This window comes from Paenibacillus sp. TCA20 (assembly GCF_000732325.1).
Classification (GTDB): Bacteria; Bacillota; Bacilli; order Paenibacillales; family Paenibacillaceae; genus Paenibacillus; species Paenibacillus urinalis.
This window is the reverse complement of sequence record NZ_BBIW01000002.1, coordinates 18,802-42,143: the sequence shown is the minus strand read 5'-3', so window position 1 is coordinate 42,143 and position 23,342 is coordinate 18,802. Positions and strand designations below refer to the sequence as shown.

Sequence of the window (23,342 nt, the reverse complement as noted above, 5' to 3'; positions counted from 1 at the left end):
GAGAGGGTAACACGATTGGAGTCTATTTGGCTGGAGTATGCATGGGCACTGCTGATTCTTATTGGATTGGAAGGATTATTATCCGCGGATAATGCCCTTGTTCTGGCGGTAATTGCGAAGCACTTGCCGGAAGAACAGAAGAAGAAAGCGATCAATTATGGAATTATTATGGCCTTTGTGTTTCGTTTTGGTGCTTTATTCGCCATCTCGTTTATAGCAAACGTTTGGCAAATACAAGCCATTGGTGCAGCGTATCTTCTATACCTCGGATTAAAGCATGTCATTAAAGCAAAATTCGGGAAGAAAAACGAGAAAATTCGTGAGGACGTCAAGGAAAAAGCGGCGGGAAAAAGCTACTGGGTCACAGTTGGTAAAATCGCGCTTGCCGATATCGCCTTTGCGATCGACTCTATACTGGCTGCAGTCGCCCTTGCACTTGGACTTCCGGATTCACCGCTTGGCAATTTCGGAGGGATGGACGGAGGTCAGTTTATCGTTGTAGTGCTCGGTGGAATTGCTGGACTGGTACTCATTAAGTTTGCTGCCACATGGTTTGTTAAGCTGCTTGTTGACCGCCCGGCACTGGAAACAACAGCCTATGCGATCGTTGCATGGGTTGGTGTGAAGCTGGCAGTAATTACCCTCGCTCACGAGGACATTGGAGTGCTGGATCATCACTTTCCACACAGCACAGGCTGGACGCTTGTATTCTATGGTGTGCTGGTTGCCATTGCGCTGTGGGGCTGGTTTGCTCCATCAAACAAGAAGCAGACAGCAGAAGATATTGTATAAGATCAAGCTGCTGTGAGCAGCGAAATATAACTTGTCGTTGACAATTTGAGTATGGAATTTCAGGAGCTGCGCATGACGCGGCTCTTTTTGTATTTTATATCTGCGAATTCTTACCATATGTGTGGGTGATTTGATAATATACATAGTAAATAGGTTACTCTATGATTCCGTTCATTTATTTCTTTCTTCAGTATTGTGAAATTAACTCAGCCTTAATAGAAATTAAGTATCATTAGAATTGGATTAACTATGGAGGAAGTGTACTATGAAAATTGCGATCATTACAGAAACATTCCTTCCCTCAACTGACGGAATCGTTACCCGTTTAACAGCTTCAATTCGCCATTTTTTAGCCGAGGGTCACGAGGTGATCATTATCGCGCCGGATTTGGGAATCACAAGCTATGGTGAGGCCAGGGTATATGGAATTCCAGCACGTCCACTTCCGTTATATCGAACGAAGAAATTTGCAATGCCAAGTCCCAGAGTTGGAAAGCTGCTGAAAGAGTATGACCCTGATGTCGTACATGTCGTCAATCCGGCTTTGCTTGGAGCTGCAGGAATCTACTATTCGCGAAAGTATGGGTACCCGTTGCTGGCATCGTATCATACCAACCTGTCACAGTATCTTGATTATTATAAGCTTTCTTATTTAAAAGGTTTGATGTGGTCCTATATTCGATCACTTCACAACCGGGCAGCTGTCAATCTGTGTACTTCTCTTACTGTGAAGGAAGAATTAACCTCTAGGCAGTTTCGGAATGTCATGCTCTGGAAACGAGGTGTTGATACCGAATTGTTCAGCCCGAAGCAATACAGTTTAGTCATGCGTGAGCGGCTGTCTCAAGGACAAGAGGGTAAGAAGGTATTGCTCTATGTAGGCAGATTGGCAGTAGAGAAAGAAATAGAGAAGCTTCGAGATCTGTTTGATGCTTCTGATCAATTTGTTCTGGCCATTATCGGAGATGGACCGCATCGACAGGCGCTGGAGGCTCATTTTAAGGGTACTCCTACACTCTTTACGGGCTTCCTATATGGTCAAGAGCTGGCACAGGCCTTTGCTTCCTCCGATGTTTTTATTTTTCCATCAACCACAGAAACGCTGGGTCTTGTCCTCCTTGAAGCCATGGCTTCCGGTCTTCCCGTCGTTGCCGCAAGAAGCGGTCCGACAAGCGAACAGATCAGACACGGGCATTCGGGATTATTGTATGATGCTGATGATCACAGCGATTTTATCTCTGCTGTCTGTCGGTTTGAAGATGAAGCTGTAAGACATAGGATGGCTGAGGCTGCATATCAAGAAAGTATAGGCGAAGGTTGGTCAGAGGCAGCAGAGCAGGTGCTTGGCTATTACAAACAGACGATCTTAGAAAGGAAGCTCAAGCATAACGAAGAAATCTTGAATTCCAATTAGAAGGAGAGATGTCGGCTTGAATTCAGCGGTGAATGATGTCGGACTTATTCTGGAAGGCGGGGGAATGAGGGGGTTATACACAGCAGGCGTGTTGGATTGCTTAAGCGATTGGGGCATCCACTTTCCGATTGTTGTATCTTCATCCTCCAGCGCACTGATTGGAAGCTATTATATTTCGAAACAGAAAGGGAAGATTTACGAGGCCTTTAACCAACTGCTCGATGGTCGAAGTCTTGTATCGCTGAAGCGTATGCTGACCCATCAGGAGCTGTTTCATATGGATCTGATGTTCAGTATTCTGCCGACACAGCTGGCACCTTTTGATTTTAATCGCTTTTCTGAGTCCAATGCATTGTTTCTGATCACCACGACGGATATGGCATCCGGTTCTGCATTATATCATGATCATTATGATACTGTGGAAAATCTGTTCACCCTGGTTCGTGCTTCAAGCAGTCTACCTGTGCTCTCTCCAAGTGTATTATTCCAGGGCAGACGTCTTCTTGACGGCGGCGTAGCAGATCCAATCCCGATTCAGCCTTCCATTGACCGAGGTTACAAACGTCATCTGGTCGTTCTAACCCGAAATAAGGGGTATATCAAAAAGCCCGAGCCATACGGCTGGATGTATTATGGACTATTCAGGCAATTCCCGCATCTCCAGCATCAGCTGAAGGAAAGGCATCACTATTATAATCAAACCACGAAGCGCTTGATCGGAATGGAAAGGGATGACGAGGTATTTATCATTCAGCCTGAACAGCCTTTAATTGCAGGGAGAGCGGAGCGTAATAAGCGTGTGCTTATGCAGCTATATTGGCAGGGCTACCGTGAAACAGAGCAGCAGAAGGATGCGCTTTTTCGATTTTTGTTTAATTCACAAAATAAGAACAGATTGAATGCGTAAAGGATGGGTTAAAGATGACAAACATGGATGTACATAAAAAAATTATCGTATTTGGCGGCGATGGCTTCTGTGGTTGGCCGACCAGCCTTCATTTGTCCAGCTTAGGACATGAAGTGATTATTATTGATAACCTATCCAGAAGAAGAATTGATGAAGAGTGCCAGACCAATTCTCTCACACCAATTCAGTCCATGGAAGATCGTCTTAAAGCCTGGAAGGAAGTATCAGGCAAGCGCATCCAGCATTACCTTCTAAATGTTGCCGAGGATTATGATGATCTGCTAAATGTTATTATGGAGGAAAAACCGGATGTAATGATCCATTTTGCTGAGCAGCGATCTGCGCCGTATTCTATGAAATCCTCTCGTTTGAAGCGCTATACGGTGAATAACAATATTAATGCTACGCATAACATACTCAGTGCAATTGTGGAGAGCGGCTTAGATATTCACTTGATTCATTTAGGAACGATGGGTGTCTACGGATATGGTACGGCAGGGATTGCAATTCCTGAGGGGTATCTCGATATTGAGGTGGTTACTGAAGCTGGCGATCGAGTGCAGCAGCAAATTCTGTATCCTACGAATCCGGGTTCCATCTACCATATGACCAAATCTCAAGATCAGCTGTTGTTTGCATTTTACAGTAAGAATGACAGGCTTCGCATTACCGACCTTCACCAGGGAATTGTATGGGGAACGCATACTCAAGAGACTCAATTAGACGAAAGACTGATCAATCGATTCGATTATGACGGAGATTATGGTACGGTCCTCAATCGGTTCCTTATGCAGGCTGCGATCGGACATCCGATTACCGTGCATGGGACCGGAGGTCAAACAAGGGCATTCATTCATATTCAAGATACTGTGCGATGTATACAGCTTGCTGTAGAACATCCTCCTGCAACAGGTGATCGAGTACTCATCATGAACCAAATGACGGAGACACATCGAGTTATTGATCTGGCCCAGATGGTGAGTCGGTTGACCGGAAGTAGAATTGCTTATGTTCCGAATCCAAGACAAGAGGCGGCTGAGAATGATCTCCATGTCGAGAACGGTCTTTTTCTATCCAAGGGACTGGTTCCGATTACGCTCAATGAGGGTCTGTTATCGGAAATCACGGAGATCGCGAGGAAATATGGCAAGCGTGCCGATCATTCAAAAATTCCTGCCATGAGTACCTGGACGAAGCAGCAGCAACCCGGTATGCTGTAATCTATTCATTTATAGACTTTAATAGCATGGGTTGAAAAAGGAGCAGCTGCCGTTTGTGTGGACGCTCCTTTTTGGGCTGGTGTGATATCATAAGTTCCCTATTTTTATATGCAACCGTATTAATCTTATATTTAAAACATGAGCGGTTCGGGCTAATATATAGCAGCGAAGGGTATTGTCTAATTCGTGTAAATTCGCAAAGTGAATACATAAGGAGACTTCTTAGAGTGAATAAACGTACAGGAACATTCAACAAAATTTATGCGATGCAGCTGGCAACGATATTTATTGGCTTCATCATATTCGGTTTATCTGAAAATATTAAAGGTCCTGCCATTCCCCGCATTCAATATGACTTCATGCTGGATGAATCTCAGCTCGGTACATTGTTATCGCTAAATGCACTTGGCTATTTAATTGCCTGCTCATTCACGGCTTATTTAACTAGAATATGGGGGATCAAGGTCATAACGGTATTATCCTTTGCCGCTATGGCGATCTCGGGAATATTCATCTTCCTATCCCAGCATTATGCCTTATTCTCAGCCTCCTATTTCTTGATGTATATCGGTAACGGTATGCTGGAGATTGGGCTCGCCATCCTTGGTGCTCGTATATTTGTGAAGAACACGGGGACGATGATGAATTTGACCCATGGATTCTATGGTCTTAGCTCGACAGTTGCTCCTCTAATTGCAACAGGACTTATGGAGGTTACAATTAACGGCTATACGCTGGATTGGCGAGGAATGTACCTTGTCATGCTGCTTCTATCCGTGATTCCTATCATTTTTGCACTATTCAGTTCATTTCCTGGTGATGATGTCGCCCAGGAGGATCGTTTGCCGCTAAAAGTTCTCTTGAAGGACCCCGTGCTATGGCTTATGGTTCTGGTGTTGTCATTTGGAGTTGTATCTGAATTGGCTGTCGGAGGGTGGCTCGTTAACTTCCTTGAGAAGGCTTACGGCTGGGACACCGTGTCGGCCTCAGGTATGTTATCAACCTTCTTCCTATGCTTCGCCCTGGCGAGATTGATCTTGGGGCCTGTTACAGACAGAATCGGATTTACCCTGTCTTTGATTATCTTCTCAGCCATATCTGCGATCTGTACATTTATTGCTATATTTGGTGGAGAGCAGCTTGCTTTTCTATTTGCAGCATCCGGGATCGGCATTGCGATGATCTATCCGACGGTGATGGCCTTCATCGCTAGACGTTATCCGAACGGAAGTGACACCGCAATTACGTTTACCGTCACCCTGATGGGGGTAGGAAGTGTGATCGGGAATTATCTTATTGGAGCTATAACGGAGTGGACGAAGAATTTTTTTGGCGCAGATACTCAGCTTGGACTATTCCGCGGGCTGCAGGCGGGTTATGGATTCATCGGATTATGTGCCGCTTTGTGTGCAATTACAGGCATCTTTCTCTATATATATTTATCAAAACGTAAGCAAGTAATATAATGAGGTAATACGCTTTGTAGAAAGGATCGTATTTACATGTATTATAAAGGTGCCCTTCCAGGAGTTGATAATTTGATCTATTTCAAGAGCGACGTTCAATTGAAAGAAAATGACGTCGTTGTCTTTAATGATCAGAAATATTTCATTCAAAGTATAGAGAATGGATTGTTGCTGCTATTAAGAGTTGGCTCGATTGTTACGGTAAGTGTGTAACAGCATGTGATAGATATGAAGTCTATAGTTTGAAATCGGAAAGTCGCCTGATCTGGCGGCTTTTTTCGTGTAAATTGGTTATCGGTGCTTCGCGTTGACATGACCTGATTGGAGTCTTATAATCGTTTCGTCAGTGTGCAGCTTAGTGAAGAAGAAAATATCAAATGATTATAAAGGAGTGTAAGCATGACAGAATGGAATCAAGAGTACATTGTACTCTCCGGGGCAAGGGAGAATAATTTGAATGATGTGTCCCTGCGCATCCCGAAGCGAAAGATTACCATCTTCACCGGCGTGTCGGGCTCGGGCAAGTCCTCCATTGTATTTGACACGATTGCAGCAGAATCTACTCGCTTGCTGAATGAAAATTTCAGTATGTTTGTGCGTAATTTTCTCCCGCGTGTACCGCAGCCGGATACGGATGCGATTGAGAATTTAAGCATGGCCGTTATTGTGGATCAGAAAAGACTAGGTGGAGGGTCGCATTCCACGATGGGTACGATTACCGATATTTCGCCGATCCTGCGCCTGTTGTTCTCTCGAGTCGGTCAGCCGCATGTTGGAGCAGCTCATATGTTCTCTTTTAACGATCCACAAGGGATGTGCCCGGAGTGCAGCGGCTTGGGACGGAAGCTGGGTGTTAACATGAACAAGGCTATCGATAGATCCAAGTCTCTCTCCGAAGGAGCCATTATGCTGCCTGACTATTCGGTGAACGGCTGGGAATGGAACATGCTGATGCAGTCTGGAGACTATGATCCAGATAAGAAGCTAAGTGATTATTCGGAGGAAGAGCTGGAGCAGCTGCTCTATTCCAAAGCGCGGAAAGTAAAGATGGATTTTGCCGGAAAAGCAACGAATGTGACAGTAGAAGGTGTCATTGAGAAGTTTACCAACAAATACATCAAGCAGGATGTAAAGACCAAATCCGAGCGGACACAAAAAGCAGTCGCTCCTTATATCTCCGAAGGTCCTTGCTCCAGTTGTCACGGTGCGAGACTCAGCCAAGCCACTTTAAGCTGCAAGATTAATGGGCTTAATATTGCGGATATGTCCTCAATGGAAGTAGGGGAGCTTCTTGATGTAATTCAGAATATTGACGAGCCGATTGCAGCTCCCATTATTAAATCGCTGTCTGAGCGGCTTCAGCATCTCGTCGACATTGGACTTGACTATTTGACGCTGGATCGTGAGACAGATACCTTGTCTGGGGGCGAGTCTCAGCGGGTCAAGATGGTCAAGCATTTAAGTGGAAGTCTGGTTGATGTAACTTATATTTTTGATGAGCCCAGCGTAGGTCTGCATCCACGAGACGTACATAGACTGAATGAATTACTACAGAAGCTGCGCGATAAGGGCAATACGGTGATCGTAGTTGAGCATGATCCTGATGTCATCAAGGTCGCGGATCATATTGTGGATGTAGGTCCTTATGCCGGAAGTCGCGGCGGAAATATCGTATATGAAGGCAGCTATCAAGGTCTGCTTGAGTCGAATACGCTGACGGGCAACCATATGAAGCTTCCCCTTCAATTGAAACAGGAATCGAGACGCCCATCAGGGCAGCTCTCGATCAAGGATGCATCGCTGCATAATTTGAAGAACGTGAGTGTTGATATTCCAGCAGGCATTTTGACCGTTGTTACAGGAGTTGCTGGTTCGGGCAAAAGTACGCTGATTAATGATATATTTCTCAGCGAGCATCCCGATGCAATCGTCATCGATCAATCTGCAGTAGGTGTCTCAACACGTTCGAATCCGGCTACCTATACGGGGATTATGGATGATGTGCGCAAAGCGTTTGCTTCCGCAAACAAAGTAAACCAAGGCTTATTCAGCTTTAACTCCAAAGGGGCTTGTGAGAATTGCCAGGGGCTGGGGGTTGTATATACGGACCTGGCATTTCTAGATAGCGTGAAGCTGCCGTGTGATGTGTGTGGAGGCAAACGCTTTAAGGAAGAGGTGCTGGAGTACAAGCTGAACGGCAAATCGATTGCAGATGTACTTGCAATGACGGTTGAGCAGGCCCTGGAATTCTTTGAGCTTAAGGAAGTTGTCCGTAAGCTGCAGGCGATGAGTGATGTAGGATTAACCTATGTGACACTCGGTCAGCCCCTCAGCACGTTGTCTGGCGGAGAATGTCAGCGTATCAAGCTGGCAAGCGAGCTGCACAAGAAGGGCAGCATCTATGTAATGGACGAGCCGACAACAGGTCTCCATATGTCTGATATTGGGCATTTGCTTGCTATCATGAATCGTCTCGTAGATACCGGAAATACGGTCATTGTCATTGAGCATAATCTTGAAGTGATCAGCCAAGCGGATTGGATTATTGATCTGGGGCCTGATGGAGGAAGCAAGGGCGGTCAAATCGTGTATGAAGGTCCCCCTGCACAGATCCTTCAAGCAGAAGCATCGATTACCGGAAAATACCTGAGGTAAAGGGTGGTAGAGGTATGAGTTTTCTTAAAGATATGTTCTCTATATTTAAGAAAAGAGAGCTTACATTATTGGAAAGCTATAAAGAAACGAATGATGTGTATACTTTCGTATTTGAGAAGGATCAAGATTTTATATGGAGAGCGGGTCAATACGGGTTATTCAGTATTACACATCGAGCAGTAAAGAATGGGACCAAACCGTTCAGCATCGCCTCTACTCCGTCCGAGAAGGTTGTCAAGATAACGACACGGATCGGGAATACACCCAGTGACTATAAACAGGCAATGTTAGAGCTGAAGCAGGGGATGAAGATGAAGGTAAGCGGTCCGGTTGGGGCATTTTACCTTGATAACAGCAGCCCTTCTCTGCTAGTTGCAGGGGGTATTGGGATAACGCCAATCCGGTCAATTCTGACAGAGCTTGAGACAGCGAAAGATGTAGTGGAGAGACCTATTCAGGTGCTCTATCTGGACAGCCATAGCTCCTATTTATTTAAAGACGAGCTCGATGAGATGGCTGGGCGCCGCCCTTGGATCCAGGTTATTTATCTGGATTCAAGAGAGCAGCTAGATCAAGCAATCAGCCGATTCGTAAATGAATATAACAATCGTGGCAAATACTATGCTGCCGGGCCCAAATCTCTGGTAGAATCAGTATCTTCTCACTTGCAAAAAAATGCGATTACTAAGCAGAATATTAAAAAGGATGCTTTCTTCGGTTATTGAACGATGTATGTTAGAATAACAGCTTAATTTACTTCTGGAGGATATATCATGAATCAACGATTTCGAATTACAAGATCGATGCAAGATGCTGGAGCAGCTCAAGATATTTCTTTAGATGAGTGCAAGGCATATTTTGCAGGGAAGACTGATTTTACTTATGAGACCGTACTGACTGTAAAGGGACCTGAGAGTACGATGTCTATTAAGGGTGATTTCTTCATGTGGGAGCTGGGAGAGATGCGGATTCCGTTCCGGCATTATGATGGGGATATTTATGTAGCCATTTCTCAAGAAGAGGTAGTACCTATGATGATGGAGGTCGCGTCAGATCTACGTGCAGATATTGTGGAAGGTTAATGAAGTTTACGTTTAGGGATCAAGAATGAATAAACAGATACTATCAATTAGAGCCACCTTACAAGGTGGCTTTATGTTTTATAAAGGGAGCGTGTTAAACACGGCAGAAGATGGGAGTATACAAAAAAAACAGCCCCGACAGGCTGCTGAGTCTGTTTATGAATAAAAAATGATTTGCACACAAAAAAGCAATGTGATACTATGTTGAAACGAATGTCTCAATGCTTTATCACAAGGCATAATGATCCTATTTTTTATCTTACACTATAATCGTATCATATGCTTAGTGGATTGTCAAATTTCGAATAAAGGAGCGGATCTACAAGTGATGAATGCGAAGGAATGGACCCAAGAACAGGAACGGCTAGATCAGGTTGTACGTGAGCTGGAAGCGAGAATCATTAATTTGGAACCGGAGGTTACAGGACTACATGATCAGGTAACAGGGATTCGCCGTCGTTTCTGGGAAGAAGTGACGGTCAATACCAATACGCATGAGGACTTTGAAGAAACGTTTTACAGCATAAGGCAGCAGGAGGTGCTATTATCTGAACGGGAAAGAAGCCACAAGCTTCGTTTGCAGCAGTTAAAGAATATGAAGCGATTGCTGGGCTCGCCTTATTTCGGCAGAATTGATTTTGTGGAAAAAGGGATGAACTTCACGGAAAAGGTCTATATCGGAGTTTCTTCCTTTGTAGATTCGGAAGGTGTGGATTTCTTAGTTTATGACTGGCGCACCCCGATAGCAAGCATGTATTACGATGATGAGCCGGGAGTGGCAGGCTATGATACACCAAGTGGACATATCACAGGTACGATGACGCTGAAGAGACAGTACCAGATTCGGCAAGGCAAGCTGCACAATGTGTTTGACACGAGTCTGACGATCGGAGACGAATTACTGCAACAGGTGCTTGGTCAAGGTGCTGACCATCAGATGAAGAGTATTGTAGCTACAATACAGAAGGAACAGAACGCCATTATCCGAGACGATACCAGTCGAATGCTGATCGTTCAGGGTGCAGCAGGCAGCGGCAAAACTTCAGCAGCGCTTCAGCGTGTTGCATATCTTCTCTACAAGCATCGGGATAGATTAACTGCAGATCAAGTCGTTCTATTCTCACCAAATCCGATGTTCAATAGCTACGTGTCGACTGTACTGCCTGAGCTCGGCGAAGAGAATATGCAGCAGGTGACCTTTCAGGAATATCTTGAATATTCGCTTAGCGACACATTTCATCTCGAGGATCCGTTTGATCAGATGGAATATATATTGACAGCACAACCATCCAATGAAGAAGAGTACGCAGCAAGGTTAAGCGGTATAAAATACAAAGCTTCTGAGGCATTCCTGATGGCTATACAAAACTACGCAGATGGGCTTATGCGGGAGGGGATGCAATTTAGTTCCATTCGGTTTCGTGGACATGATCTAATCACAGCAGAGCAAATAAAATCTAAATTCTACAGCTATGATGCTTCCATTCGTCTAGCCAATCGGATTGCACTGCTGAAGGAGTGGTTGTTAAGTGAACTTCGTATTCTTGAGAAAAAAGAACGGGAAGCTTCTTGGGTACGAGATGAGCTTGATTATCTTGATCAGGATGCATATGCCCAAGTATATCATGAATTGCATAACGAGAGGGCAGTCTTTGACTTTGCCGAGCAATATGAAGAGGTCAGAGAGAGATTAAATAACCGGCGCAGGGCGGATGAAGGGGATTTTGACTTCGCCGATCGGGAGGAAGAGCTGCTAAGAGCAATGGTTGTGAAAGAACAATTCTCACCTGTAAAACAAAGTGTAAAGCGGTTGTCTTTCATTGATATGGTGAAGGTATACTCAAGTTTATTTGAGGAAGAACGTGTGTTTATGCTGAAGACGAATCAAGCCGATGTCCCCTCGTTATGGGCGCAAATTTGTCAGCAGACGAAGGATAAGCTCTGCCGGCTAGAACTGTTCTACGAAGATGCCACCCCCTATTTGTACTTAAAAGAGCTCATTGAAGGCGTTCGGACAAATACCGGGGTGCGGCATGTGTTCGTGGACGAGGGGCAGGATTATTCGATGTTTCAATATGAGTACCTCAAAAAAATGTTTCCTCGTGCTCGAATGACAGTTCTGGGAGATTTCAGCCAGGCTATTTACACGCAGGCAACGGAGCTCTATGGTGTGGACTCCCCGCTCATTCGGCTATATGGCGAAGCGGACACAAGTTTATTTCACCTGATACGCAGTTATCGTTCGACGAGAGAGATTGTTACATTTACCAAAGCATTGCTGCCCGAAGCCAAAGAGGTTATCCCTTTTGATCGAAGTGGCAGGAAGCCTGACCTGTATAGCGTTGAAAATGGAGAGAATCGGATCATTCGTATGGCCGAGCACCTCACTTCTCTTAGGGAAGAAGGACTCACCTCAATTGGCATCATCACAAAGACGGCAGCCGAGAGTAAAGAGGCATATGAGCTGCTTACAGCAGAAGGCTGCCATGATGTGAAGCTGATCACAAAGCGTACGCTCACTTTTGAAGCAGGTGTGTCGATTATCCCTGTCTACTTAGCGAAGGGTGTGGAATTTGATGCTGTCCTAATCTATGATGCGTCTGCAGATACGTATCATCAGGAGAGCGAGCGTAAGCTCTTCTATACGGCCTGCACACGTGCGATGCATCGGCTGTTGATCTATTCAGCAGGAGAATGGACGCCGTTTATCCAATCACTGGATGGAGATTTGTATGTAACGACACAGTATTAACAGCTCCTCTCCGAAGCTGCGTTGAGCCTTTAAAAAAGATGACTTAGCCTTAAAAAATGACCACTTACCGTAGAACGGCATCTATTTTCCAATCTACGGATTAGATTATGTATATAAATACATGAATCGAAAGGTGGTCACACAATTGAGAATTGTCATTAGCATTTTGGCAGGCATCGTTATCATTATTGTTTTAGGATGGGTCACATTAGCTGTGATGAACAGGCCGTTGTCAGAAGAAGAAGCCAGCGAACAGATCCGCAGCCATTTAACCAAAACGGTCAATAACAACCCTGATTTATCCAGTGTCTTACTAACGATTTACTCCAACCAAACGGGATACAATGAACAATTTGCTGTAGGAAAAGTAAATCATTCTTCAGAAAAAGCTGTTCATGCTGACAATCCGTATCATTCTGCCAGTATCGGTAAAACGATGTGTGCTGCTATTTTTGGTTTGCTGGTCGATGAAGGCAAGCTTGAATATGACGACAAGATCATTAATTGGCTTGATCAGGATATACTTGAGAGATTATTTGTGATAGACGGCATAGATTATAGTGATCAAGTAACGATTAGACATCTCTTGACTCATACGTCAGGAGCTGCAGATTATTTTGAAGGACCTGTATTGCACGGAGAACAATGCTGGCTAGAATCTCATCCAATTCAGATCTTGCCTTCACTCCCCAAGAGCTAATCTCGTTTACGAGAGATCATCAGGAACCCATTGGAATTCCAGGACAACAATTTTATTATTCGGATACGGGGTATATTTTGCTCGGACTTATCCTCGAAGCAGTGGAAGGTCAATCTTACTCGACGATTCTAGAGGAAAAAGTATTCAAGCCATTAGGGATGGATCATAGCTATTTGTTCACTACCGAGCGACCGGCGGCGGCTGAATTACTTGGAATCTACATCAATGATATTGACTTTAGCAGAAGAGATGCACTATCGGTTGACTGGGCAGGCGGGGGAGTGGTCACGACGATGAATGATTTATTAACGTTCATGCGAGCACTAGAAGGAGGAGAATGGTTGTCGGATGAGGTGTATCGTCAGATGACGAGCTTTGATCAGCAATATGAGAAAGGAATTCATTACAGTATAGGCATGATGTTATTTGACTTTAGTGAGCTGTCCTTTCTGCTGGGCTCAATGACGGATCTGTATGGCGGTGTCGGCGCTACTGGGACTTATATGCTCTATGATAAACAAAAGGATACGTATTTTATTGCGAATTTCGGTTCTCTGAAGTACAGGAAAAAAGGAATTGAGGAGTTAGTAAAAATCAGGATGATCTATGATAGGATGGTTGTAGAATAACGAATTTTGTATGCTGTCAATAGGAGACTTCGGATGGTTCAATTGATATGTTCAGATAAGGTTCGTGATAAATTAAGGCAAGAATTGATCAAGTATCAGATCGAAGTGTCGCAGGATAGCAGCATTGCGCTCGTAGAACAAGGTCATGATCTGCCCAAGGAGAAGCTTAGTATTGTCTTCGATGCGCTGGATTATATGGATGTAATCAAACTGCTAGTGTCCGGTATTCGTGAAGATCATCAGATCAGGAATACACTAACCGGTTTTATGGACAATAAATTTGCGGTCATCGATCCAACAAATATCCTCTATGTAGAAGCAGGATCGGAGGGGATTATGGCCCATACGAGCACAAATCATTATAGTATCAAAGAGACCTTGCAGTATTATGAGAACCTCTGGGCTGTAAAAGGATTTGTGCGAATTAATAAATCCCAGCTCGTGAATCTGCTGCATGTCAAAGAGATTATTCCTTGGTTTAACTCCAGATATGTCATTCGTATGGACAATAATACAGAACTAGAAGTATCAAAGATGTTCTCGAAGAAGCTTAGGAACACACTTAAAATATAGGAGAATCCCGATGGAAAAGATTCATTATGCAAACATTATAAAGTCATTTTTTCTAGGCCTCTTCATGGGTGTGATCCTCCAGTTTCTAGACACATCAGATACAGCGTTCACCTATAGAGCGATGATCGTATTGGCAAGCGGAAGTATTGGGTTCATTATCGGGTTCATTACGGAATGGGTTACAGCTCTTCTTCCGATCCAAATTGCAAACCCCCGAACTTATTTCTTTATAAACAATCTGATAGCACTGCTGGTGACGGCATGCATAATGATTACTTTTTACGTGTTAAGCAGAGACGAACTAGAGAGCAGAGGAGAGTTTACCCCGACCCTGCTGATTGTGCTCGGCATCATTTGTATGGCGAATGTAATGGATTATTTAATGTACCGACGAGCGCAGAGAAGGTTGGAGAGATTCAAGAGTGAGGTTAAGAGAAATAACCTGTAGCTGAGAAGTGTTATATCATTTAAAGCACATGGATCGACAGCCCATTTTAAAGAATATCTAGTGGGTTGATTATTGTATTGAGCAATGCAACAAAACAGCAGCTTTTTGGCTGCTGTTTTTACTTTCTATCTGGATCTATGTGTTAAACTGCCTTTTCAATCTCACCTAAGACCACGCCATCTTTTGCCGATCTCGCTCTGTTGATGGTATACAATATGAGTCCTAACACAATCCAGCTGGTCCCGAGCAGGAGAGACGAAAGCTCAAGCAAGGTGATCAGATAGAATACAAATCCAGCACCAATAAGCGGGAATGCAAGGCGGAATACGAGGTCTTTAGGTTCTCGCTGCTTATTCCGGATTATGTAATGAAATATGACAGATAAGTTTACGAACAGAAATGCGGTCAGTGCTCCGAAGCTGACAAACATGATGGCAGTTTCAAGACGGATAAATATAGCGAACAAGGAAATGGTGCTGACGAGTACGATGTTAAACACCGGAGTCCGGAATTTGGGATGAATGGAGCTGAATTTGCTCGGAAGCAGGGAGGATCTGCCCATGACCAAGAGAAGACGTGACACCGTAGTCATGGAGGCCATTCCTTGCGCAAGTATGGAAAAGATAATAACAAAAGTGAAAATCGATGCAAGTAAACCCCCGCCAATCATCTGCATGAGTTCGAATCCGGCAGCGTCGATATGACTAAATGTGAGGGAGGGATATAGCTGCTGAATGAGGTATGCTGTCACAAAATACATGATTCCTGCAGCGATCACAATAATCATGATGGCACGAGGAATGGTCTTCTTGGGGTCTTTGGTTTCTTCCGCCATTGTTGTAATCGAATCGAAGCCAAGAAATGAAAAGCAGACAAGGGAAGCACCGGCCAAAATAGAGGAGAAAGAAACTCCACTCGTGCTGCTCAAAGGATTTAATCCGGCAGTAAATCCTTCAGTTACTGCTTTGTAGGCAAGAAATGCGCAAAAGCTGGCGATAAACAAAATTTGCATCATGACAAAAATCTTGTTTATGTTGGCAGAGGTCTTTATCCCGATTATATTAATGGTCATGACGACAATCGTCAGCAGGATGATCCATGCATAAGAGGGTACAGTCGGGAACTGGGCATGAAGATTAATGCCGAACATGAGAACGGCGACAATACAGGAGAACAAGTAATCCAGCAATATGACCCAGCCGACGATGAAGCCCATAAAAGGGTTCATTGCTTTACTTACATAGGTATAGGCAGAACCGGATACAGGAAATGCTCTTGCCATCTGACCATAGCTTGCTGCTGTAAATAAAATCGCTGCAAAGGCCAGAACATAGGCTGCCAGAAGCATCCCTCCTGAACCTTCATGAAGCACGCCGAAGCTTGTAAAGAAAATCATGGGGGACATCCAGGCAAGTCCCATGGTCACAACATGAGCGAGTGATAGATCTCTTTTAAGTGTTATGGTTTCTGACATATACATCCTCCTCCAATTGCTCATTTCTCTGTTGATTCGTTCATGTCATTTCTTCTCACATTGTTTCAGGGTTTTTTTCAAAAATCAAGCATTATTTTTGATACATATGGGATCATGAGTTCTGTTTTGTTGAAAAACACATGAATAAAAGTACTTTAATGCAAATAAATTAGTGGAATTCCGTGATAATTTGGAAATACATATTGCATTATCGGATAATTAGAGTTAGTATTTATGACATCAACAATTACATACCAAAGTTTTCTAGGGTTCCGGGTCGTATACACGGCTGGCTGGTCCGAGAGAAAACGCATCAGTGGTTATCCACTGATGTACACGGCGGGAAAAAAAGCCCGGGAGAATCCATCAAAGTGTTCTTTGATGTTTCTCCCGGGCTTTTTTATATTTATTTGCACATTGGAGGAATGAGATCATGACAGCATTATTCTCAATTACAGTAGAGCCGGGCGGCAAATGGTCAGCTTATGTGGGCAGAGGTAAATCCATTACCTTTACAGCGCAAAGTGACAGGGCCAATCTGACTACATTATTGTTTCACGCACCTTATCCATCGGAAAGATACAATATGCCAGATACACTGAAAGCTCAGCATACTGCATTTTTGACACAAGGACATGTGTTAATGAGTGATCAGGGCAGAGTACTGGCCTCGATTACTGCGGATTCGGTTGGTTGGCATGATCCGCTCTCCGGATATACAACAAAGCAAATGACGGATGACAAGTATGGTGTCACAAATTATCAGAAGGATTGGAACCAGCGGCTGAGAAATGGGGAAGAGAATTTAATTGTGGAAATGTACAGACATCATCTGTCTCCGCGGGACTTGAGTACACCCATCAACTTCTTCTCGAAAGTTATCTGTGAGCTGGATGGAACGATGAAGTATGTCTCTCAATCCACGGCAGGTAGATCGGTGACCCTTCGAACGGAAATGGATGTGCTGCTGGTCTTGTCTAACACGCCTAATCCATTAGATCCTACGACAGAGTATCCTGCATCGAGTGTTCAAGTGGATGTCGCGGATGCGGCGCCTGTTACTGAAACCGATCCATGTGTAACGCATTGTGATGAGAACAGACGAGCGTTTGAGAATACCTGGAATGCTTACGCATTGATGAAGGGAGCGAACGAATGATGAGTACAATGAATTCTGTAACAAGCGGTCTCAAGGCAGAAGATGCTGTGTATAAACAGATCATTCCGGCAGGCGAAGGCTGGCTCTATGATCTGAAGCAGGGGCAGGTGCTGCGAATCGTAGATGTGGAAGGCAATCAGGCAGTGGACACTCTTTTTTATTCAAGCGAGAATCCAACCGATCATTATAGTGCTGTACGCACCATATCAAATCAGGGCAATATCTATCTAACAACAGGCTCCACATTACTGGCAGAATCCGGACTGGAGCTGCTTCGCATTACGGCTGATACTTGCGGCAGACATGATACGATCGGAGGAGCTTGTTCGGCGCAGAGCAATACCGTACGTTACGCACACGACAAGCTTCCGATGCATAACTGCAGAGACACCTTCATGCTGATGTTATCTGAGCGTAATGAGTACACCAAGCGGGATCTGGCTCCTAACGTAAACTTCTTTATGAACGTACCTGTTACACCGGAAGGTGAGCTGACTTTTGCAGATGGAATCTCTGGTCCAGGGCGATATGTAGAGCTCATTGCTCTTGTGCCGGTGACTGTGCTGATCAGCAATTGTCCGCAGCTGAACAATCCTTGCAATGGCTATAATCCTACTCCGGCAGAGGTTCTGATCTGGGAAGCGAAAGGGGAGCAATTCGATGTTTAAAAAAGTACTTGTTGCCAATCGCGGTGCTATCGCGGTTCGAATTATTCGCACATTGAAAAAGATGGGGATTTCATCTGTGGCTGTGTATACGAAGGCCGATCGAGACAGTCTTCATGTCGAGCACGCGGATGAAGCGGTTCTTATCGGGGATGGACCCGCTAAGGAGAGTTATGTGAATGCAGAGCTCATATTAAAAACGGCTCTGGAGTCAGGCGCGGATGCTATTCATCCGGGATATGGGTTCCTGAGTGAGAATGCGTCCTTTGCGCAAGCCTGTGCGGATCATGGAATTGTCTTTATCGGGCCATCTGCAGAGCATATTGAGCTCTTTGGTCTAAAGCATACTGCACGTGCCATGGCAGAGAAAGCGGGTGTTCCGCTTCTTCCGGGAACCGGGCTGATCGATACCGTTGAAGCAGCTATACAGCAGGCAGCAGCGATCGGATATCCTGTCATGCTGAAATCAACTGCAGGCGGTGGAGGAATCGGAATGCGGATCTGTGAGGATGAGACTGTGCTCCGAGCGGCCTTTGATTCGGTAACTCGCCTCGCGATAAGCAACTTTAATGATGGCGGCGTTTTTCTCGAGAAGTATATTGCAAGAGCACGTCATGTGGAGGTACAGATCTTCGGCAGCTCGAACGGTGAAGCTGCTGCCCTTGGCGAACGAGATTGCTCTGTACAGAGACGGAATCAAAAAATTATTGAGGAAACACCGGCACCTCAGCTTCCAGATCATGTGCGGTCAGCGATGCTGAACAGTTCACGGAGGCTTGCTATGACGGCAGGTTATCGGAATGCGGGTACGGTTGAATTTTTGTACGATCCAGAGCATGAACAATATTATTTTCTCGAAGTGAACACACGTCTTCAGGTAGAACACGGCGTCACGGAAGAAGTGCTGGGTATAGATCTGGTGGAATGGATGGTAAAAGAGGCGGCGAATGAACTTGATATATTAAATACAGATATGCCTCAGTCCAAGGGCCACAGCCTTCAGGTTCGTTTATATGCCGAGGATTGTGTCCATGATTTTCGTCCAAGTGATGGCCGAATTGATGCGATTCACTGGCCGGAGGGTGTACGTGTGGAATCCTGGATTCAAAAAGGGGTGGAGATCACGACCCTATATGATCCGATGCTGGCCAAGTTGATCGTCCATGCGGATACCAGATCTGAAGCCATTGCGAGAATGATAGAGGCTTTACAACGTCTTCGTATTTATGGAATCACTACAAATCAATCTTATATTGAGGCATTCCTCCAAACCGAGCTCTTTCAAAAAGGTGAAGTATACACCCGTATGCTTGGAGGTTTCATGCCTGAAGAACGTGCGATCGAAGTGCTGGGCGGCGGTGTGCAGACGACGGTACAGGATGTTCCGGGAAGAACGGGATATTGGGATATCGGCGTTCCGCCTTCAGGACCGATGGACCGTCTTGCTTTTCGGATCGGCAACAAGCTCCTTGGTAACAAGGAGGAAGCGCCAGGTCTTGAACTGACCCTTCGAGGTGGAGAATATCTGTTCAGAGAGAAGATTACATTCTGTATCACGGGTGCAGATATGGGGGCAGAACTAAATGGTGTGCCTATAGAATTGTATACACCGACGGTAGCACCTGCAGGTGCCATCCTTAAGTTTGGTGAAGCTAAGCAGGGGATGCGAGCTTATCTGCTCGTAGCAGGCGGTCTTGATATGCCTCTCACATTAGGTAGTGCATCGACCTTTACACTAGGCGGCTTCGGAGGACATACGGGGAGCGCTCTGAGAGCCGGCGCTGTTATTCGTGTATCCAGCCAGACCGATGGAGGAACGCTGCAGCCACTTGCTGAAGGTTCGCGTCCGATATACACAAGAGAATGGACCATTGGAGTTATACCGGGACCGCATTGTACGTCAGAGTATCTGCTTCCTGCATATTTGGACCAGCTCACTGAAACAGAGTGGGAGGTTCATTTTAACAGCTCAAGAACAGGTGTGAGATTGATAGGCCCTGCGCCGCTGTGGGCGAGAGAGGACGGGGGAGATGCAGGTCTGCATCCTTCGAATATCCATGACAATGCTTATGCGGTTGGTGCACTGGATCTAACGGGTGATATGCCTATATTACTCGGACCGGATGGCCCAAGTCTAGGTGGATTCGTCTGCCCGGTAACAACGGCATCAGCTGAGCTGTGGAAGATCGGCCAATTAAGTCCAGGGGATAAGGTGCGATTCCAGCTGATTACGATAGAAGAAGCAGAGCAGCTAAGATATGAGCAGGAGCAGTACTTGAATTCTCTATCACGAGACTCCGTATTGCCATTGCTGCCAGAGCATTCTACGGGAGAATACATGCCTGTACTGGCATTTGATGAGGAGCATAGACGGTTTCCCATTACGGTCCGTTGTTCCGGGGATGAGAACATTTTGATTGAATATGGAGAGCGTGAGTTAAATCTTCTCTACCGCTTCCAGGTGTATGTGCTCATGCAAACACTGCAAGATAGCGGAGATATTCCTTATATTGAAATGACACCTGGCATTCGTTCCTTGCAGGTTCATCTGGATGCTTCAAGAATGACGGTCAAAGAAGCAGCAGCTCGAATCATGGAGATTGATCTGCAGCTTCCAGAATTAGAGTCAATTGAAGTGCCTTCTCGGATCGTGAAGCTTCCTCTATCCTGGGATGATCCGGCTACGAGGCTGGCCATTGAACGTTATCAGCAAAATGTTAGACCGGATGCACCATGGTGTCCGAGCAATCTTGAATTCATTCGTAGAATGAATGGACTTGGTTCCCTGGAGGAGGTTGCGGAGATTGTATTTAATGCTTCTTATCTGGTGATGGGACTTGGCGATGTTTACTTAGGAGCCCCTGTTGCCGTACCGCTAGATCCAAGACACCGGCTAGTCACGACCAAATATAATCCGGCGAGAACATGGACACCGGAGAATGCGGTAGGAATCGGTGGAGCTTACCTATGTGTATACGGTATGGAGGGCCCTGGAGGATATCAATTTGTCGGACGAACTGTTCAAATGTGGAATAAGTTCAGGGAAACAGACAATTTTGAACAAGGTAAGCCCTGGCTGCTTCGTTTCTTTGACCAGCTTCGCTTCTATCCCGTATCCGAGGACGAGCTCTTACAGATGAGAGAGGATTTCCCGAGAGGTGAGTTCAAAGTGGAGGTCGAGGAAACAACCTTTAAGCTTGGTGAATATTTGCACTGGCTCGAGAGCATCGAGAACGAATCAAGTGAATTCCGTCATCAGCAGCAATCGGCCTTCCAGGCAGAGAGAGCTTATTGGAAGGAGCTTGGTATTGCTGAGTATTTAGCTGAGCCTGAGGTCCATGCCTCATTTGGAGAGGAGGATCTGCCAGAAGGGAGTCTCGGAGTTAACAGCTCGATGTCGGGAAGTGTATGGAAGGTATTAGTGGAAGAAGGGCAGCAGGTTAAGAAAGGCGATACCATTATAATAGAAGAAAGTATGAAAATGGAGTTCCCACAGACGGCTCCATTTGACGGTATCATCTCATCTATTTACGTAACCTCCGGTGATCAGGTTCGCTCCGGCGACTGTATTGCTGCGATTACACCGGTTGAACAGGAGGCGACAGCATCATGACATGGAATGCCGTACCGTTTAACATGACCTTGGAATCCTTACGTTCAGGGTATTTGAAACAGCAGTTTACACCGCTTGAGGTTATTGAGGTCATTATTCAAAGAGCGGAAGTAGACAAAGACAAAAATATATGGATATTGCCGCCTTCCATTGAACGGATATCTTCATATATACAGCAGCTGGAGGATTTAGATGTGGCGGAGTACCCTTTATGGGGAATCCCCTTTGCCATAAAGGACAATATCGAGGTTGCCGGCTGGCCTGTGACGGCAGGGTGTCCGGACTACTCCTATACTCCAGCTGAGCATAGCGAAGTCGTAGCGAGATTGATTGCAGCCGGGGCTGTTCCCGTCGGCAAGACGAATCTAGACCAATTTGCGACCGGTCTGGTCGGTACAAGAAGTCCCTATGGAGAAACACATAACGCACTGAGGATGGAATTGATTAGCGGCGGCTCCAGCTCAGGATCGGCTGTAGCTGCTGCACGGGGGCAATGTGCCTTTTCACTTGGAACAGATACGGCTGGATCGGGTAGAGTTCCAGCAGCTTTAAATGGATTGGTAGGCTATAAACCGGCTGTAGGTGCATGGCCGTCTGCAGGCTTGATTCCGGCTTGCCGCAGTATTGATTGCATTACCGTGTTTGCGCATAGCGTTGAAGATGCTGAGAAGATCGATCATTTGGTTCGCGGAAAAAAACAAGGTGATGCGTATTCCAGAGATCTTCCGCTGGGAAATGCTGTGCTCCCTGAGAAATGGCTGCTTCCCCGAGGAGAGCTTACCTTCTATGGCCCTTTTGCTGCTGCATACAAGAAAGCATGGGAGGAAGTAAGACACAGCATCACTTCATCCGGGCACCTAGTGGAGGAAGTCGATATTTCCATCTTGCAGGAAGCAGCAGCACTGCTCTATGAAGGACCATTGGTCGCTGAGAGATGGTCTGATCTTCAGTCATTTATTGAAGCCAATCCAGACTCCGCCTTCCCCGTAACAGAGCAAATTCTTAGGTCTGGAGCCAGAGAAGATTTTACTGCTGCCGCCTTGTTCCGTGCACAGCATAGATTGGCTGAAATGAAAGAAATAATTAGAGGATTGATGACAAATGCTGTCTTGATTCTTCCTACATGCGGAGGCACCTGGACACGTGAGCAGGTTCGTATCGATCCGATTCATACCAATAGTCAAATGGGACTCTATACGAATCATTGCAACCTATTGGATCTGAGTGCAGTTGCTATTCCAGCAGGGAAGGCAGAGGAGGATTTACCGTTTGGAATTACGTTGTTCTCACTGCCCGAAGAGGAATCAAGCATGGTCGAGGCAGCGAAATGGTATCAGCAGCAAGAGGATCACGTTACGATTGCCGTGTGTGGACTTCATATGAAAGGTATGCCCCTAGAGAAACAAATGACCGCACTTCGTGCCGAGTTTATTGAAGAGACCTATACCTCTTCACATTATCAGCTGTATAAGCTGGATACATTACCTCCGAAACCGGGTCTGGTTCGAGTGAATCATAACGGAGCGGCAATTCAGCTTGAGCTGTGGAAAATGCCTGTGGCCTCGTTCGGTCGGTTTACAGCTTCTATTCCCTCACCCCTTGGGATCAGTAAGATTGAACTCGAGGATGGGAGGTGGGTATCTGGATTCATATGTGAATCAGCAGCAGTTCAACATGCACTGAATATAACGGCTTCCGGTGGCTGGAGAAATGCTGTCGTTCATAACTAACCTGATGTATTGATAATAATGGTCCATACTCCTGATTCTTTCATGAGTATGGGCCATTTTCAT

Annotated in this window: 19 protein-coding genes and 1 riboswitch; of the genes, 18 read left to right on the top strand and 1 reads right to left on the bottom strand. The window is 45.4% G+C overall.

Features of this window, described 5'->3' with window-relative positions; genetic code table 11:
* Positions 1–15: 15 nt before the first annotated feature.
* The 14 genes from TCA2_RS03965 to TCA2_RS03910 all read left to right on the top strand — a co-directional run bounded on the left by TCA2_RS03965 (position 16) and on the right by TCA2_RS03910 (position 14,638).
* Entirely contained in the window at positions 16–792 is a 777-nt protein-coding gene (locus tag TCA2_RS03965) for a TerC family protein (protein WP_047910293.1), read from the top strand.
* Positions 793–1,057: 265 nt separating this feature from the next.
* Positions 1,058–2,206, top strand: coding sequence for a glycosyltransferase family 1 protein (locus TCA2_RS03960; protein ID WP_047910292.1), 1,149 nt, complete (start codon positions 1,058–1,060; stop codon positions 2,204–2,206).
* A 16-nt stretch (positions 2,207–2,222) separates the two neighbouring features.
* Positions 2,223–3,113: a patatin family protein gene (locus TCA2_RS03955; protein WP_052511724.1), complete on the top strand. Its 891-nt coding sequence runs from the start codon at positions 2,223–2,225 to the stop codon at positions 3,111–3,113.
* Between the two features lie 14 nt (positions 3,114–3,127).
* Positions 3,128–4,333 (top strand): NAD-dependent epimerase/dehydratase family protein, encoded by a 1,206-nt coding sequence (locus TCA2_RS03950; protein ID WP_081872220.1) that lies wholly within the window; start codon positions 3,128–3,130, stop codon positions 4,331–4,333.
* A gap of 266 nt (positions 4,334–4,599) precedes the next feature.
* Positions 4,600–5,799, top strand: coding sequence for a sugar MFS transporter (locus TCA2_RS03945; protein WP_152557664.1), 1,200 nt, complete (start codon positions 4,600–4,602; stop codon positions 5,797–5,799).
* A 36-nt stretch (positions 5,800–5,835) separates the two neighbouring features.
* A complete protein-coding gene (locus TCA2_RS27080) occupies positions 5,836–6,012 on the top strand; it encodes a hypothetical protein (RefSeq protein ID WP_193745982.1) in 177 nt (58 codons plus the stop codon).
* Positions 6,013–6,198: 186 nt separating this feature from the next.
* Complete coding sequence (locus TCA2_RS03940; RefSeq protein ID WP_047910290.1) at positions 6,199–8,454, top strand: excinuclease ABC subunit UvrA; 2,256 nt, start codon at positions 6,199–6,201, stop codon at positions 8,452–8,454.
* Between the two features lie 14 nt (positions 8,455–8,468).
* Complete coding sequence (locus tag TCA2_RS03935) at positions 8,469–9,179, top strand: ferredoxin--NADP reductase (RefSeq protein ID WP_047910289.1); 711 nt, start codon at positions 8,469–8,471, stop codon at positions 9,177–9,179.
* 48 nt (positions 9,180–9,227) lie between these two features.
* Positions 9,228–9,536, top strand: a complete 309-nt coding sequence (locus tag TCA2_RS03930; RefSeq protein WP_047910288.1) for a hypothetical protein — start codon at positions 9,228–9,230, stop codon at positions 9,534–9,536.
* 328 nt (positions 9,537–9,864) lie between these two features.
* A complete protein-coding gene (gene helD, locus TCA2_RS03925; RefSeq protein ID WP_047910694.1) occupies positions 9,865–12,288 on the top strand; it encodes an RNA polymerase recycling motor HelD in 2,424 nt (807 codons plus the stop codon).
* 145 nt (positions 12,289–12,433) lie between these two features.
* Positions 12,434–12,988 (top strand): serine hydrolase, encoded by a 555-nt coding sequence (locus tag TCA2_RS27810; RefSeq protein WP_274520930.1) that lies wholly within the window; start codon positions 12,434–12,436, stop codon positions 12,986–12,988.
* On the top strand, positions 12,934–13,617 hold the full coding sequence (locus tag TCA2_RS27805) for a serine hydrolase (protein ID WP_274520929.1): 684 nt from the start codon (positions 12,934–12,936) through the stop codon (positions 13,615–13,617). Before TCA2_RS27810 ends, TCA2_RS27805 begins: the two co-directional genes overlap by 55 nt.
* Positions 13,618–13,650: 33 nt before the next feature.
* Positions 13,651–14,190, top strand: coding sequence for a LytTR family DNA-binding domain-containing protein (locus tag TCA2_RS03915; protein WP_047910287.1), 540 nt, complete (start codon positions 13,651–13,653; stop codon positions 14,188–14,190).
* 10 nt (positions 14,191–14,200) lie between these two features.
* The gene (locus TCA2_RS03910) at positions 14,201–14,638 is read left to right on the top strand and encodes a hypothetical protein (RefSeq protein WP_047910286.1); all 438 of its coding nucleotides are present in this window, start codon (positions 14,201–14,203) and stop codon (positions 14,636–14,638) included.
* 142 nt (positions 14,639–14,780) lie between these two features.
* Here the strand turns inward: TCA2_RS03910 and TCA2_RS03905 are convergent, their stop codons facing one another.
* A complete protein-coding gene (locus TCA2_RS03905) occupies positions 14,781–16,112 on the bottom strand; it encodes an APC family permease (protein ID WP_047910285.1) in 1,332 nt (443 codons plus the stop codon).
* A gap of 253 nt (positions 16,113–16,365) precedes the next feature.
* Positions 16,366–16,474, top strand: a riboswitch (guanidine-I (ykkC/yxkD leader).
* Positions 16,475–16,545: 71 nt separating this feature from the next.
* Between TCA2_RS03905 and TCA2_RS03900 the strand changes: the two genes are divergently transcribed.
* The 4 genes from TCA2_RS03900 to atzF are packed head-to-tail and all read left to right on the top strand — an operon-like array spanning position 16,546 to position 23,279.
* Positions 16,546–17,271, top strand: a complete 726-nt coding sequence (locus TCA2_RS03900) for an urea amidolyase associated protein UAAP1 (protein WP_047910284.1) — start codon at positions 16,546–16,548, stop codon at positions 17,269–17,271.
* The gene (locus TCA2_RS03895; RefSeq protein WP_047910283.1) at positions 17,271–17,939 is read left to right on the top strand and encodes an urea amidolyase associated protein UAAP2; all 669 of its coding nucleotides are present in this window, start codon (positions 17,271–17,273) and stop codon (positions 17,937–17,939) included. The genes TCA2_RS03900 and TCA2_RS03895 overlap by 1 nt, the downstream gene beginning before the upstream one ends.
* Positions 17,932–21,549 carry an urea carboxylase gene (gene uca / locus TCA2_RS03890; RefSeq protein ID WP_047910282.1) on the top strand — a complete coding sequence of 1,206 codons (3,618 nt, stop codon included), beginning with the start codon at positions 17,932–17,934 and terminating at the stop codon, positions 21,547–21,549. Before TCA2_RS03895 ends, uca begins: the two co-directional genes overlap by 8 nt.
* Positions 21,546–23,279 carry an allophanate hydrolase gene (gene atzF, locus TCA2_RS03885; RefSeq protein WP_047910281.1) on the top strand — a complete coding sequence of 578 codons (1,734 nt, stop codon included), beginning with the start codon at positions 21,546–21,548 and terminating at the stop codon, positions 23,277–23,279. The genes uca and atzF overlap by 4 nt, the downstream gene beginning before the upstream one ends.
* The last annotated feature ends 63 nt before the right edge of the window (positions 23,280–23,342 follow it).

Coding starts and splice junctions, on each gene's coding strand:
- TCA2_RS03900 (WP_047910284.1), top strand. CDS start 16,546: ATGACAGCATTATTCTCAATTACAGTAGAGCCGGGCGGCAAATGGTCA.
- helD (WP_047910694.1), top strand. CDS start 9,865: ATGAATGCGAAGGAATGGACCCAAGAACAGGAACGGCTAGATCAGGTT.
- TCA2_RS03910 (WP_047910286.1), top strand. CDS start 14,201: ATGGAAAAGATTCATTATGCAAACATTATAAAGTCATTTTTTCTAGGC.
- TCA2_RS03935 (WP_047910289.1), top strand. CDS start 8,469: ATGAGTTTTCTTAAAGATATGTTCTCTATATTTAAGAAAAGAGAGCTT.
- TCA2_RS03945 (WP_152557664.1), top strand. CDS start 4,600: ATGCAGCTGGCAACGATATTTATTGGCTTCATCATATTCGGTTTATCT.
- TCA2_RS03940 (WP_047910290.1), top strand. CDS start 6,199: ATGACAGAATGGAATCAAGAGTACATTGTACTCTCCGGGGCAAGGGAG.
- TCA2_RS27805 (WP_274520929.1), top strand. CDS start 12,934: ATGCTGGCTAGAATCTCATCCAATTCAGATCTTGCCTTCACTCCCCAA.
- TCA2_RS03960 (WP_047910292.1), top strand. CDS start 1,058: ATGAAAATTGCGATCATTACAGAAACATTCCTTCCCTCAACTGACGGA.
- TCA2_RS03915 (WP_047910287.1), top strand. CDS start 13,651: ATGGTTCAATTGATATGTTCAGATAAGGTTCGTGATAAATTAAGGCAA.
- TCA2_RS03905 (WP_047910285.1), bottom strand. CDS start 16,112: ATGTCAGAAACCATAACACTTAAAAGAGATCTATCACTCGCTCATGTT.
- TCA2_RS03895 (WP_047910283.1), top strand. CDS start 17,271: ATGAGTACAATGAATTCTGTAACAAGCGGTCTCAAGGCAGAAGATGCT.
- atzF (WP_047910281.1), top strand. CDS start 21,546: ATGACATGGAATGCCGTACCGTTTAACATGACCTTGGAATCCTTACGT.
- uca (WP_047910282.1), top strand. CDS start 17,932: ATGTTTAAAAAAGTACTTGTTGCCAATCGCGGTGCTATCGCGGTTCGA.
- TCA2_RS27080 (WP_193745982.1), top strand. CDS start 5,836: ATGTATTATAAAGGTGCCCTTCCAGGAGTTGATAATTTGATCTATTTC.
- TCA2_RS03930 (WP_047910288.1), top strand. CDS start 9,228: ATGAATCAACGATTTCGAATTACAAGATCGATGCAAGATGCTGGAGCA.
- TCA2_RS03950 (WP_081872220.1), top strand. CDS start 3,128: ATGACAAACATGGATGTACATAAAAAAATTATCGTATTTGGCGGCGAT.